The organism is Bacillus sp. BB51/4 (genome assembly GCF_008368845.1).
Lineage (GTDB): Bacteria > Bacillota > Bacilli > Bacillales > Bacillaceae_G > Bacillus_A > Bacillus_A wiedmannii.
Map to the genome: position 1 here is coordinate 56,992 of NZ_QOSC01000001.1, position 13,798 is coordinate 70,789.

Annotated in this window: 18 protein-coding genes and 1 riboswitch; of the genes, 4 read left to right on the forward strand and 14 right to left on the reverse strand. The window is 35.0% G+C overall.

Annotated features, from left to right (window positions below; genetic code table 11):
• The first annotated feature begins 1 nt into the window (after window position 1).
• Complete coding sequence (locus DN392_RS00360) at window positions 2-874, forward strand: YitT family protein (protein ID WP_000411241.1); 873 nt, start codon at window positions 2-4, stop codon at window positions 872-874.
• 103 nt (window positions 875-977) lie between these two features.
• On the opposite strand, the gene DN392_RS00365 is transcribed toward DN392_RS00360, so the two are convergent.
• The 5 genes from DN392_RS00365 to DN392_RS00385 form a co-directional block, all read right to left on the reverse strand.
• A complete protein-coding gene (locus DN392_RS00365) occupies window positions 978-1,196 on the reverse strand; it encodes a hypothetical protein (protein ID WP_000180094.1) in 219 nt (72 codons plus the stop codon).
• 97 nt (window positions 1,197-1,293) lie between these two features.
• Window positions 1,294-2,109, reverse strand: coding sequence for a DUF4247 domain-containing protein (locus DN392_RS00370; RefSeq protein ID WP_000071201.1), 816 nt, complete (start codon window positions 2,107-2,109; stop codon window positions 1,294-1,296).
• Between the two features lie 12 nt (window positions 2,110-2,121).
• Window positions 2,122-2,628 carry a DUF4178 domain-containing protein gene (locus DN392_RS00375; protein WP_000051738.1) on the reverse strand — a complete coding sequence of 169 codons (507 nt, stop codon included), beginning with the start codon at window positions 2,626-2,628 and terminating at the stop codon, window positions 2,122-2,124.
• Between the two features lie 21 nt (window positions 2,629-2,649).
• Complete coding sequence (locus DN392_RS00380; protein WP_000220323.1) at window positions 2,650-3,054, reverse strand: DUF350 domain-containing protein; 405 nt, start codon at window positions 3,052-3,054, stop codon at window positions 2,650-2,652.
• Window positions 3,055-3,133: 79 nt separating this feature from the next.
• Window positions 3,134-3,799 (reverse strand): PspA/IM30 family protein, encoded by a 666-nt coding sequence (locus tag DN392_RS00385; protein WP_000110279.1) that lies wholly within the window; start codon window positions 3,797-3,799, stop codon window positions 3,134-3,136.
• Between the two features lie 402 nt (window positions 3,800-4,201).
• Between DN392_RS00385 and DN392_RS00390 the strand changes: the two genes are divergently transcribed.
• Entirely contained in the window at window positions 4,202-4,780 is a 579-nt protein-coding gene (locus DN392_RS00390; RefSeq protein ID WP_000737476.1) for a lipoprotein BA_5634 family protein, read from the forward strand.
• A gap of 37 nt (window positions 4,781-4,817) precedes the next feature.
• On the opposite strand, the gene DN392_RS00395 is transcribed toward DN392_RS00390, so the two are convergent.
• Genes DN392_RS00395 through DN392_RS00405 form a run of 3 tightly spaced genes read right to left on the reverse strand, consistent with a single transcriptional unit; the run spans window position 4,818 to window position 7,214 of the window.
• Window positions 4,818-4,985, reverse strand: coding sequence for a FeoB-associated Cys-rich membrane protein (locus tag DN392_RS00395; RefSeq protein WP_000989597.1), 168 nt, complete (start codon window positions 4,983-4,985; stop codon window positions 4,818-4,820).
• 16 nt (window positions 4,986-5,001) lie between these two features.
• The gene (gene feoB / locus DN392_RS00400) at window positions 5,002-6,990 is read right to left on the reverse strand and encodes a ferrous iron transport protein B (protein WP_088321328.1); all 1,989 of its coding nucleotides are present in this window, start codon (window positions 6,988-6,990) and stop codon (window positions 5,002-5,004) included.
• Complete coding sequence (locus DN392_RS00405; RefSeq protein ID WP_000060512.1) at window positions 6,987-7,214, reverse strand: FeoA family protein; 228 nt, start codon at window positions 7,212-7,214, stop codon at window positions 6,987-6,989. The genes feoB and DN392_RS00405 overlap by 4 nt, the downstream gene beginning before the upstream one ends.
• Before the next feature lie 194 nt (window positions 7,215-7,408).
• Window positions 7,409-7,510, forward strand: a riboswitch (TPP riboswitch).
• An 86-nt stretch (window positions 7,511-7,596) separates the two neighbouring features.
• Here DN392_RS00405 and thiT point away from each other — a divergent pair.
• The gene (thiT, locus tag DN392_RS00410) at window positions 7,597-8,202 is read left to right on the forward strand and encodes an energy-coupled thiamine transporter ThiT (protein ID WP_001246569.1); all 606 of its coding nucleotides are present in this window, start codon (window positions 7,597-7,599) and stop codon (window positions 8,200-8,202) included.
• 208 nt (window positions 8,203-8,410) lie between these two features.
• Here the strand turns inward: thiT and DN392_RS00415 are convergent, their stop codons facing one another.
• The 6 genes from DN392_RS00415 to DN392_RS00440 all read right to left on the reverse strand — a co-directional run bounded on the left by DN392_RS00415 (window position 8,411) and on the right by DN392_RS00440 (window position 13,093).
• Complete coding sequence (locus DN392_RS00415) at window positions 8,411-10,261, reverse strand: sensor histidine kinase (protein ID WP_088321327.1); 1,851 nt, start codon at window positions 10,259-10,261, stop codon at window positions 8,411-8,413.
• Window positions 10,258-10,947 carry a response regulator transcription factor gene (locus DN392_RS00420; protein ID WP_048565812.1) on the reverse strand — a complete coding sequence of 230 codons (690 nt, stop codon included), beginning with the start codon at window positions 10,945-10,947 and terminating at the stop codon, window positions 10,258-10,260. Before DN392_RS00420 ends, DN392_RS00415 begins: the two co-directional genes overlap by 4 nt.
• A gap of 39 nt (window positions 10,948-10,986) precedes the next feature.
• The gene (locus DN392_RS00425) at window positions 10,987-11,607 is read right to left on the reverse strand and encodes a class D sortase (RefSeq protein WP_064472347.1); all 621 of its coding nucleotides are present in this window, start codon (window positions 11,605-11,607) and stop codon (window positions 10,987-10,989) included.
• 88 nt (window positions 11,608-11,695) lie between these two features.
• The gene (locus DN392_RS00430) at window positions 11,696-12,184 is read right to left on the reverse strand and encodes an LPXTG cell wall anchor domain-containing protein (RefSeq protein WP_064056381.1); all 489 of its coding nucleotides are present in this window, start codon (window positions 12,182-12,184) and stop codon (window positions 11,696-11,698) included.
• 177 nt (window positions 12,185-12,361) lie between these two features.
• Window positions 12,362-12,694, reverse strand: a complete 333-nt coding sequence (locus DN392_RS00435; protein WP_064056382.1) for a hypothetical protein — start codon at window positions 12,692-12,694, stop codon at window positions 12,362-12,364.
• 183 nt (window positions 12,695-12,877) lie between these two features.
• Entirely contained in the window at window positions 12,878-13,093 is a 216-nt protein-coding gene (locus tag DN392_RS00440) for a hypothetical protein (protein WP_002096247.1), read from the reverse strand.
• 160 nt (window positions 13,094-13,253) lie between these two features.
• On the opposite strand from DN392_RS00440, the gene hpt reads away from it, so the two are divergent.
• On the forward strand, window positions 13,254-13,781 hold the full coding sequence (gene hpt / locus DN392_RS00445) for a hypoxanthine phosphoribosyltransferase (RefSeq protein ID WP_001047287.1): 528 nt from the start codon (window positions 13,254-13,256) through the stop codon (window positions 13,779-13,781).
• The last annotated feature ends 17 nt before the right edge of the window (window positions 13,782-13,798 follow it).

Here is a 13,798-nt window from a genome sequence, read left to right on the forward strand (position 1 = left end):
CATGGAGAAAATTATCAAAAACAAGCCCAATAAGCTAAAAATCGCTTCAAAAGCTTTGATGATTATTATTGGGGCATTTATCACAGCATACGGATTAGAAGCGGTATTAATTCCAAATAACGTATCAGACGGTGGTGTGACTGGTTTAAGTATCGTTAGTTCAAGATTATTTGGATTGCCATTAGGAGCTCTAATCGCAGTTATTAACATTCCTTTCGTTTGGTTAGGATATAAGCAAATCGGTAAAAGCTTTGCTATTTATTCCATTATCGGGATTGCTTCATTAGCAATAGGTACCGTTGTCATGCACGGAATACCAGCTATTATTGAAGGCGATACATTATTAGTTACAGTTGTTGGTGGTATTATTATCGGTTTTGGTATGGGACTAGCATTACGTAACGGCGGGGCATTAGATGGAATCGATATGCTAGCTGTATTGCTTTCTCGTAAGTTACCATTTGGAACGAGTGACCTTATTTTATTCTTAAACATGTTCGTATTTATTTTCGTATCAACAGTATTCGGCCTTCAAGGAGCTATCCTTTCGGCAATTGCTTACTTTATCGCTTCGAAAGTGATTCATATCGTTGAAGTTGGTTTAAGTGGTTCGAAAGCATTTAAAATCATTACGAAAGAGCCTGAATTAATGGTAGAAACAATTCGCGATCGTTTAGGCCGAAGTGCAACATATAACGAAGTATACGGTGGTTATTCAAGAGAGAAATTTAAAGAGATTTCTTGTGTAATTAACCGTTTAGAAGAAAGTAAAATGAAAGAACTTATTAATGAAATCGATCCAAATGCCTTTATTACAGTTTATGACGTAGCAGAAGTAAAAGGCGGTAATTTCAAGAAACGTGATATTCATTAATCATTATGAAAAACGAGGGTGTGCCAACATTTTGGCACACCCTCTTCTTATTATTAAGTATTTGTCGGTAAGTCGATATATTGCGATAATCGCTGATATAATTTTACTCTCCCCATCTTCTTCCTCTCTTAATCCATGCTACGTATTTTTGAAAGGCGGGCACTTCTTGTTGAAAACGAAGCGGAACATATAGAAAAAGAGTACATGTACATAGTATCCATAGAATACCTACTACAAAGTGGAATTCCATCGTTGTGCTAATAAACAAACTGAGAAATAAGACGAGGAACATAATTACACTAAATCTTTTATACATAGTCATACTAATCCCTCCTTATACATTAATTGTACTAGCTACAAGGAATTAATTTCCACAATAAAAAGACCGAAAAGCAACTTCCACTTTTCGGTCTCTATAACTATCTTCTCTTCGTAATTTTTCCTGAACCACCGACCCTCGTTTTCGGAGGAGATGTATTCCTTGGCGGCGTTTTAATAGATGATTTCGGCTTCACATCTGATCCGCTCGAGCCACCTGGTGTTTTTGTAATTTTTCCTTTGCTTCCAGTAGAAGGCGGAGGCGTACTACTTCCTTTTTTCGTAATACTTCCTGTATCTCCTACGGAAGGTTTCGAATCTACATTATCGCCTCGCTTAATGATAGATCCTTTCCCTTCCTTCGTAATTGGAGGCGGGGTTTTCTTTTCTTCTTTCGTCGGTGGTCTTTCTGGAATAACCGGTTTATGATTTTGTCTGTCATTATATCCGCGATAATCACCGTATGATGATTTTCGTGAACCGAATATATCGTTTAATATACTTCCCATAATATATCCTTGCAGGAAGGATGGTTGGTAATTTTGACGGACAAATTCTTTATTACTTATTTCAATTAACGTATCAGAAGGTTTCTCTTTATCCTTTTGCAGGTTATAAATCTTATCAGAATAAACGAGGAACATTTGATTTTCGTCTTCTTTAGATGCTTGCTTCGGTTCTCTTTCATTAATGAGTTCCTTTGCGACTTCAGGAACTGACCGATTGGCGGCCCTATACACGTAAGATTCTTGTTTACCTTCTTTTGCGACAGATTCTAGTGGATAACGGTCTTGAATCGACTTTGTCTGTCCGCCTTGACAACCTGATAAGGCATATCCAGCAACAACAAGTAATAGAACGATAGCAAGTATAGGGATTACGAACGATTTAATCATGGTAAACAATCGGTTTGACATGATTACGCCCCCTTACGTTGCTCTTATAATTTGTACATCAGCAGGAATAATTGCTTCTCCCTCATACATCATTGTGCGACCATTTTGCCATTCAATACGTAATAATTTTCGGTTATCTGATTGGAATTCCCATACGTACTGTTCCTCTGAAGCAGAGAATGGTGTTTTCCCCATCACAACAACACGTCCGTTATATTGCTCTTCCATGTGGTACTCCGTATCATCCATTTCAATTGTTGTCGGAATTTCATCAATCGAATCTAAACGACCATCAATTGGTGTATATAATTTGTAATACGTATTTTCACGGTCTTCAATTTTTAAATAACGAATATCTTTCCCGTCTTGCAGTGTTAAAACAATTTCTTTACGAGAATGCATACTCGTTTTCCCAGTTAATTCGTACATGACTAATGAAACTTCAATCATATCGCCAGGAGCTAACGTTAACAAACTTTTCTCTGGTTTCGGCGGCTCTGGGCTCTTTATTATATTTTTAATTCGTTTAAATAAACTCATGATTTACCCCTCCTTCTCTCTTTATAAACAAGCACCTAAAATAAGTGCACCAACGATATGTAATGATCCGGCCAACATCGCATGCGCAACACTGCCTTCTTTCGTGCCTTCTTCTAAATCTAAACCAGACATTTTCTTTAACACAAATTCGATAAACATTTCTACCACTAATAAAATAACGAAAGAAACTGCTGATGCAAGTAGCGCTTGCCATAAGTCATTTGCTTTCGTTATCGATTGAGATAAAATGTACCCTTGCGCGAATAATTTCATAACGAAACGCGTTGTTACAGCTGTATTCCCATTCTTTATTTCTTTTAAATCATTGTATTTAGTAAAAATTGAATCAACCCACATAATTGCAAATAAAAGTACTGCACTCGCTCCAGTCCATACAAGCATGGCTAACACATTTGTCCATGTCATTGCAAAACCTCCTCTAAAAAGTAATAGAAAACCGACATGAATTCTCTTCAGACATGTCGGTTTCTTTGTCTATTCTATATTATTTCTCATACTGCTTCATAATACGAGCTAATTCATCGTCAACAGCAGAATTTTTGTTTAAGCTTGCGAATTCATCATCTAATGACTTTTCTTTTTTATAAACTTCGCCACTTGCTTCTGCTTCAGCCTCCAATTGAAGAGCTTTCTCTTCCATACGGCTTAAACCAGCTTTTGCTGAGTTTGAATCAAAACCAGACATCGCCTGATTAATATTCTTTTGTGCTTTCGCCGCATTTACACGTGCTACAAGTGTTTCACGTTTATTTTTCAGCTCTGTTAATTGCTTACGCATTTCTTCTAACTTCAGGCGAAGATTATCAGCAGCAGCTTTGTTTTGCTCATAGCTTGCTTTATATTCATTCATCTTTTGCTCTGCATTTTGTTTTTCTTCAAGAGCACGACGCGCAAGATCGAGATTGCTTGCTTGAACAGCCATATGAGCTTGCTCTTCACGTTTTTTCACAAGTGCTTCTTGCTCTTCAAATAATATTTTGAATTTCTTCTCAAGTGCAATTTGAGCTGCTACACTTTTCTCAGCTTCTTGTACATCCGCTTGCATATCGCGTAAATATTGATCCGTCATCTTAACTGGATCTTCCGCTTTTTCAATTATTGAATACACATTCGACATTGTTAAATCTCTTAATCGTTTAAATACAGACATCCAAATTCCTCCTATGATATACCTCATATTTCAAATTCACTACTTGGAAAACTGAAAAATCTCCCTTTACAGTAAAGAATATTCATTTTTACAGCCTATGTGTTTATTATAACAAAACTAATATGTCCTTACATGTTATTTCCAAAATACAGCCAATATAATATGACATTCTATATAAAACATTGTATTCCTAATATATTCTCATTAACCCTCTTCAAAATTGACTTATTTTTATGCACTTTCACTAAATTACATTATTGTAATGTTACTGTAAGCTAACTCGATAGTTGCGTTGCAATATTTCTTATACACTAATACCAGAAGCAACGAACAAGCTTCTCATCATTTCAGAACTAATACAAAAATGTATTTACTATAAAACAGATAAAAGGAGAAATCATCATGAAAAAATTAGTAGGAATCGGATTAGCAGCAGCAATTTCATTCGGAGCATTATCAGGTTGTTCTTTATTAGGAGAGAAAGCGAACGGCTTTGTACTATATGGAACAGATGCGCAAGTTCAGAAAATTACAGATCAAAATAAAAAAGAAGTGAAAGAAAAAGACTTCTATAAAATGAAAATGACAACATTAGAGGGTAAAAAAGTTCTTGTCATGGATAAAAAAACTGGTGAAGAACTCGTGAAGAAAGAGTTACTTAGCAAAGTTAATGAAAAAGACGACACGAAACCACTTGATAAATTACCAGCTGTAACAGCAGAGCAAGGTGTATTATTTGCTAAAGAAAAAGTAGAAAATGCTACACTTGATGGGGCAAAATTAAAATACGAAGGCAATACAATTATCGGAAGTGGCCGTGCATATGCCGACATGTTCGCGATTGTTGATGATGCAACTTACGTAAATGTAAAAGGCGATGAAAAATCTGTTGGGGTATTAAAATTCGATAAAGACCCTAGTAAAGAATTCCCTGGAAAAAATGGTGTAGAATCATCACAACTTGTAAAAATTAAAAAGTAAAACAAAAAAACTTTGCGAAATTCGCAAAGCTTTTTTGCTATTTGTGAGCGATTTGCTCCATATCCGGACTACAAGTTTGCGACTGACACGATTTATTTAAAGAACATGCTGCGCATTTTCCCTTTTTACTTCTCTTTACAAAATTAACTAACGTGTATGCTGCATAACCAAAAATGATAGCTCCAATTATAATATTGACCATCACTCTAATACATCTCCTTCTAGAATCCGAGTAAAGATCCAACTTGGTATATAATGAACGTTAATATATAAGCAACAACGAGTGGATAAACGACAGAGAAAATCGTCCACTTCGCTGATCCGGTTTCACGTTTAATAACAGCTACTGTCGCTAAGCACGGAACATATAATAAAATAAAGAACATAAATGCATATGCTGATAATGCAGTATAATGTGCTCCCATTACATTTCCTAACACATCTTCTTTCACCGCATAAATAATTGCCATTGTAGAAACGACAACTTCTTTCGCTAAAAATCCTGTTAAAAGAGATGCCGCAGCTTGCCACGTTCCAAAGCCAAGGGGTGCAAATAGTGGTGCGATAAATCCACCAATCATCGCTAAGTAACTGTCTCCCATATCAACACCAAACCCTGATGGACCTGCATAGTTTAATAACCAAATGACAACAGAACCACCAAAGATGAATGTACCTGCTTTACGAACAAATCCTTTTCCTTTCTCCCATGTGCTCAGCCATAACGTTTTCGCTTGTGGCACACGGTAAGGCGGTAGTTCAATAACGAAAATAGATTTTTCCGCTTTTAAAATAGTAAGCGACATAATTTTTGTAACTAATAATGCAAGAACAATACCTGCAACATATAAAGAAAATACAACAGTTGCCTGACTATGAGGGAAGAATACTCCCGCAAATAATGCATATACAGGTAAACGTGCTGAACAAGACATAAATGGCGTTACAAGAACTGTAAGTAAACGTTCTTTTTCTTGTTCAATCGTTCTCGCTGCCATAATACCTGGAACGTTACATCCAAAACCGATAATCATCGGAATGAACGCTTTTCCGTTTAAACCGAAGAACTCCATAATTCTATCCATAACAACTGCAATTCGCGCCATATATCCTGAGTCTTCTAATAATGAAATGAAAAAGAATAGTGCAAAGATTTGTGGAACGAATACTAATACCGCACCAACACCAGCAATAATACCTTCTGTAACGAGCGCTTGAATAAAGTCAGAAGCACCAATACTTGTGAGTCCAGCCGTTACCCAATCCGTAAGCTGTCCGCCAAAAAATCCATCTAACATATCAGATAAAGGTGTACCAATCCACGTAAACGTAACCTGAAAAATAAAAAACATAACTGCTAAAAAGATTGGAAGTCCTAAAATTTTATGTGTAATTAATCTATCAATTTTTTCCGAAAAAGGAATTTTTCCTTCTTTCTCATGCTGCATAACATTTGTTTTTAACTTTTCAATATACGCTTCACGAGTTTTGTAAATGTGCTCTTCTAACGTACAATCAAGTTTTCCTTCTAAGCGAGATCGAATGGCTACAAGTTCCTTATAAATTGGTAATGCTTTCATTTCTTTTTCTACTACTTCGTTATTGCTTAAAAATTGAAGAGCTAACCATCTTGGATGCTTATAATTCGATTTCTCTAAAAGAGAAATTACCTCTCCAATTCCTTCATCCATTGGTACACCATATGAAATAATGAATGGCTTTTTCTCATTTTTGTCATTTTCTTTAAGAGTAGTAAGTAGTTCTTCACAGCCTTTTCCACTTCTTGCAACGACAGGAACGACTGTTACACCTAATAGCTCTGATAATCGTTTTACATCAATTACAATTCCTCTTTGCTTCGCCACATCAACCATATTTAAGCCGATTGAAACTGCCTTACCAAATTCAAGCAATTGCAACGTTAAATGCATATTTCTCTCGAATTGCGAAGAATCCACTATATTTAACATATGATGAAATTCGTCTGTTAGTAGAAAATTCGTAACGACACCTTCGTCACGTGAAACTGGATTCAAATCATACACTCCTGGTAAATCAATTAATGTTCCTTGCTTATCTTTTAATTTACCAACCTTTTTTTCTACTGTTACACCACTCCAGTTTCCTACATATTCATAAGAACCAGTAAGTGCATTAAATAATGATGTCTTCCCTGTATTCGGATTCCCTAGCAAAGCTACCTTATTCACGCTAATTCCACCTTTATCATTTTCGCGTCACAATGACGAATACTAATTAACTGTCCACGACACTCCAATGTACAAGGACCTTTAAACATCGCTTTCTGTTTCAAGCGAAGTTCGCTTCCTTCCGCAAGACCGAAAGCAGCTAGTCTACGCTTTAATAACTGATCTAAAGACTGAATACTTTTTACTAACACTTTCTCGCCAATTTTAATATCTACTAAGCTCATAACCTTCCCCCTCAGAAGAGAATGATAATTATTTTCAAAAAAATTATAGCATACTCTATTTCATTTGGACTATATCTTTTCGCTTCATATTTATTAACATTTCAATACAATTATATTTCAATTATTGTCATACTTGATTCATTTGCCATTCTCATCCATTTCGCTTACAATAAACAATAGCAAATAAAGAATCTCGTTATCACAGGGGGAGCCATGCCGCTGAGAGGGAACACTTCGTTCCGACCCTTCGAACCTGTTAGTTAATGCTAACGCAGGGATTGTGCAAACGTCCGAAATACATACCTCTTTTTTATTTACGTATTTCGTATCCTCCTATGATATCTATTCTTTTTTGTACAACTTGCATTTAGGGGGAGACAACATGCGTAACACCAATTTACAAGCGATGATCGAATCTGCCATTCTTGCAGCCTTCGCCTTGGTCATCGACATTTTACCACTTTCAATCAAAATATCAGCAACAGGCGGTTCCATCTCATTCGCTATGATTCCTATTTTTATTATCGCATATCGCTGGGGCTTCAAAATGGCTTTCTTAGGAGGCTTGATTTGGGGATTATTACAAATTGTCGTAGGCGATGCCATTATCGTCACACCAATTCAAGTACTCATTGAATACTTCGTTGCTTTCGCATTCATTGGATTTGCTGGTTTATTCTATAGACCAATTCAAAAAGCACTTTTAAATAACGAAGGAAAGAAAGTTATTGGTTACATTATTCTCGCTACATTTGTTGGTAGCTTTGCTCGCTACTTCTGTCACTTTATCGCTGGTATTATTTTCTGGGGACAATATGCACCGAAAGGTCAATCAGCAGTTCTATATTCTTTAATATTTAACGGTAGCACAATGATTGGTTCCTATATTCTATGTACCGTTTTACTTATATTTTTATTTCTTACTTCACCACGCTTATTCAAGAGCATCAATGCTTATCAAATAAATTCAAACAAAAAGAGCGCTTAATGAGCGCTCTTTTTTTCATATCGTAATATCAATTAAAAATACAATAAATGCACAAAAGAAAATAAATACCATTATACTTAGCCACTTGCTATGCACGGTTCATCGACTCCTTACATAACCTCATTTTCTAACCAGATTATATCGCTTAAAAATAAAGATTAGGTAAAGATAATATGAAAATAAATTAAAAAAGCGTAGATTACATTGTCTACGCTTTTTTCGGTAAATAGAAGTAAAATAATACACCATCTTCTGTATTTTCTGCCCCATATTCAGCATCGTGCAGTTCTAAAATATTTTTAGAAATAGCTAGACCAAGCCCAGTTCCACCTTGTGAACGCTGACGAGCTGCATCCACACGATAAAAACGATCCCAAATTTTATCTAATTGCTCTTCTTCAATATGAGTACCTTTATTTTCAATACACACTTTTATACGATCCTTCTCATCTATTGTAGAAATAATAATGTCCTCTTTATTCGGTGTATAACGTATGGCATTCGTAATGAAGTTCACGATTACTTGTTCAATCCGACTTTGATTTGCGACTACTTCAAATGAACATATATTTTTATGCACATGAAGTTCTTTTTTCTCTATGTCCACAGAAAGGTGTTCACATATATCTTCAATTACTGTATCGATATAAAATGAATCCATTTTCATTTTATATGTGCCTGATTCAAATTTAGCTAACTCCAGCATATCCAAAATTAACGTATCCATTTTATCTACTTCTCGTTCCATTGCCTGAAAATAGTACTCTTTTTTATGCTCAGCTACTCCATCTTTTAAAATAGAAATGCAGCTTTTCATAATACTCAGTGGTGTTTTTAATTCATGCGAAACACCAGAAATAAATTCTTTCCGCGTATTTTCTAACTTTCTTTCCTTTTCAATATCTTGTTCTAGCTGTCCAATATGCGAATGGAGCTTATTAGATAATACATTAATATTTTTCGATAAATCACCAATTTCATCTTTTGAAGTAATCGGTATTTGTTCTGTGAAATCTAAGTGTGCTATTTTCTTCGTCGTATCATTTATTTTTAATAACGGCTTTGCAATTTGTTTAGAGTAATAGAACGAAGCTAGAAAAATGAGAACGACTACAAATGCAATGATGTAAATGTAGTAATCTTGCACCATTTGTACAGCTTCATCTACAGGCTGTAAAGAAGCCATCGCATAAATATATGTCACCGATCCATCTTTTTCTTTTATTGGTTTGATTAACAATTTATATTTTATATCATTTTTTTCATAGTCCATTGTTTGTATTGCATATTGTATGTGCTTGCTCTCTTTTAATAATAAATTAGTTTGAAATTCTTTTATGTTATCTAAGAAGATGCTATTTTTATAAATTGGATTTATAGGACCTGTTACATCAGGAAGCTGAACGTTCGTAACACGCCCACTTATGTAAGCATCTAATTCTTGAGCAGGTTCTTCCTGGACAGCTGGTTTCTTTTCCTTAGCAAGTTGTTCCCCGGCTGCTCTTTTTTTCTCCTCATTTAATTTCATTTTCTCCTGAAACGCTTTTTCTAACGGTTTATTAGATCCGCTTAAATTTTGCTTGCCTAACGCGAAAGAGAATGGAATATAACTATCATCTTTTTTCACGCCAGAAAAATAAATTTCTTGTCCTAAAAATGCATTTGATGATTTATTATCAATCTCCTCTATATTGATGAGATTGTATAAAGGAATTTTGAATATTTGTTGTCCAAAACTCTTTTGTTGCCTACGATCTATCGCTACCTCAAAATAGAAATCATCTGCATGTTTTAAATTCCCATTCTGGTCTAATGTCGTAATCCACGTATTATTTTCTCTTAAAAAATCTTGCTCCAGTCGCTTAATTTCTTCTGTATTTCCTGCATAGTTTAAATAACTCTTCTCAAAGGAATTTAAATTCACTTTAATATCTTCCACTTTTCGATTCGCGTAATATTGTTTAAAAAATATCGTTTGTCCAATAAATATCGTCGCTAAAATTAACATACATAATGCTGTTGTGAGAGTAAATAATTTTAGTACAATCCCTTTTCTCATACATTCCCCTCAAATTTATAACCTGTTCGTACTACAGTTGTAATGTACTTTGCTTTCTCTCCCAATTTGTTTCTCAAATTACGAATATGGCTATTAACCGTTCGATCATCACCTGCAAATTCATATCCCCAAATCCTTGAAATGAGTTGCTCTCGTGTTAAAACAATCCCTTGATTTTTCATAAAATACGCTAATATTTCAAATTCTGTATGTGTTAAATTAATATCTGTTTTATCTACAGTAACAGTACGCGACGGAAAATGGACATGGATACCATGGATTGATAATGTATCATCTTCATTCTCTAAAAGTTGCTTTGTCACTTTTCTACTTTCTAACAACCGTTTCGCTCTTGCTAATAAAATTGGCGGACTATACGGCTTCGTCACATAGTCATCCGCCCCAAGTTCAAATCCAAGTAACGTATCATCTTCATCTACACGTGCCGTCAGCATAATGATAGGAACCTCGGATGTTTTACGGATCCTTCGGCAAACAGACCACCCATCAAGTTCTGGCAACATAATATCTAAAATAACTAAATCAACCTCTTCTTCCTCAAATACAACTAAAGCTTCTTTCCCATCTCTTGCTTCAAACACTACATATTGCTCGCTCAAAAAATAATCTTTTAAAATTTCACGCAAAATATCTTCATCTTCCACAATTAAAATGTTTTTTGACATAACTTATGTATCCCCCTCTCGCTTTCAGAAACTACAACTTCATTTTGAATAACTAGCCGTTAACTTCGCCTCGATAATATATCTATCTGGTGCATCCCCTATATAATCAAATGGATAGCAAGTCGTCAGTGTTAATATCGATTCTTCTTTTTTTATAATAACAGTACGATCATCCGCATGGGTAATCCATATCTTTTGAATTTCGTATGTGTAAGTTTTATTATCATACTCTAAAACAAGAGTGTCTTTTTCTTTTAACTCTCCTAAATCTGTAAATACAGTATCCCGGTGTCCACTCAGTACAGTATGTCCCCCTCCAGATGGCGTTGTCGTTAAATCACTAACGAACATTCCAACTCCTTTCTTCAACGTTGCATCATCCGCTCCCCAGTATATAGAAAACTTCTTCTTTATTTTCGGTATATGTAACATCGCTACCTTTTCTCCTTCTTTATGCTCTGTCTGAGAAGAAGGCACTTGAGAAGTTACAGGTGTTTCATGAGAAAGTTGATTATGTTGTATATTGTTAAGGCTCTTTATTTCTTCTTTCGTTAATTGCCCGGCAGAGCTTTTTCCTTTATACCATTCCATAGCGTAATATGATCCCATGAATAGTCCTATAGCCATTAATATGATACCGATATAATTGAGTAACTTCATGTTCATCCCTCCATGCCAAAAATGGTAGGAATAACCTACCATTTTTAATATATGAAATTATTCCATTCTTTATAGGACAATATTTTATTTACGCCTTAACTTTATTGCGACGATTCAAACCAAATAATGTACCTATCGCTACAAGACATGCGCTTAGTGCCATCATTGCTACATTATTTGATGCTGTGTTTGGTAATTTTTCACTTTGTACAGCTGGCTTCGCTACTTCTTTTTTTACCGCACCATTTTTTTGTTGTACTTGTGCCGCTTCTTTTTTTGCCATATCATTTTTCAACTGTTCTTGTGCTGCTATCTTTTTCTCTTCTTCACTCTTTTGCGTGGCTTTTATCGCTTCCTCTTTTTTAGCCATATCACTTTTTTCTTGTACTTGTGCCGCTTGCTTTTTCTCTATATCATTTTTTTGCTGTTCCTTAATTGCTTCTTCTTTTTTAACTTTATCTTGCTGCAATTGCGCTGCTTCTTCCTTTGTTAATGTTCCAGTAGATGCACTCGCTACTGAAGAATATCCTACTGTTAAAAGTGCCATTGCACAAATTGGTAATAGTTTCTTTTTCATTTTATTTCTCTCCTTTTATACGTTTTACATCACTTCGCATCGGATGTATCACTAGAATAAACAAGAGATATAAATATAAGATGCAGATGAAATATATTTCATTTAAAGATTTCATTGTAGAAAAATAAAAAAACATCGCAATATATACGATGTTTTTTCGGGTGTGTGTCTCAATATTTACATGTTACTTTCGCGTGATTTAGAAGTAGAATGGGCCGGAGCGATAACTAATTGTCTCGGCTCAGTTTTCTTTAAGTGATTTTTGACGTTACACTTACGACGTTGAACAACCCATGCTTTAATAGGGTTTGTCAAAATAATCTTTTGCTCTTCGTTAGGGGCCTCTTCTTCAAACTTACAACTTTCGCTCCATTTATTCCATTTCATTGTAAATTTAGAAGAAGAATGATCGTCTTCTCGATCAAACAAGTGCAAAAAATCCATTTCGCCAGCTAGCATTACGGTGTTGCTAGTTGCTAAAAAAGAAAAGGTCGTCCAACGTTTCTCCATGCCCTCCTACTCCTTTTTCACATATAGAGTGCCTAAAACTTAATTTACCTAAAATATGTTTGCCTTTTACCTTACACCTATAGTCTATCCAAAACACTACTATGCAACTATCGATTTGCCTTACAACTACCTTACATTTTTGTAAGAAACAAAAAACCTTCACTCTCTATACGTGAAGGTTTCTCAGTTCTCATCTATATGATCTTTCATATGATCGACTCCAGCTTCTTGCAACTGTGACATCATACCGTGGGAAATTGCGCCTAATACTAAAGTCATTCCAATTAGTGAAATCCGAATCGCTGGTACATCAATTATGTAAGCTAAACTGCCAAGAACAATTGTTAAAAACAATGCTTTTATAAATGTTGCACTTGTATACTCTTTCTTTCTCATCATAATCACCCTTTTGGAAGCGTTTTCTTTATATAATCAGTATATCATATCATCTGACTATTTTGTGGGGATTTTTGTAAAAAACTTATATCTTCTTTGACTTTTCCCTTTCTTTCCTTTACAGTCGAAATGTTCACAAGTTTTACACTGTAGGAGGACTCCAATGAATCTTGAAATAAAAGATACTTTAATTTCTGAAGAACAATTACAAGAAAAAGTAAAAGAACTAGCACTTCAAATCGAACGTGACTTTGAAGGAGAAGAAATCGTAGTAATCGCTGTATTAAAAGGATCTTTCGTATTCGCTGCCGATTTAATTCGTCACATTAAAAACGATGTAACAATCGACTTTATTTCTGCATCTAGCTACGGAAATCAAACAGAAACAACTGGAAAAGTAAAACTATTAAAAGATATCGATGTAAACATTACTGGAAAAAACGTAATTGTCGTAGAAGATATTATCGATTCTGGTTTAACACTTCACTTCTTAAAAGATCACTTCTTTATGCATAAACCGAAAGCATTGAAATTCTGTACGTTACTTGATAAACCTGAGCGTCGTAAAGTGGACTTAAAAGCTGAATATGTTGGCTTCCAAATTCCAGACGAATTTATCGTTGGCTACGGTATCGACTGCGCAGAAAAATATCGTAACTTACCATTTATCGCTTCAGTTGTAACGGAATAATATAATAGAATAAACTT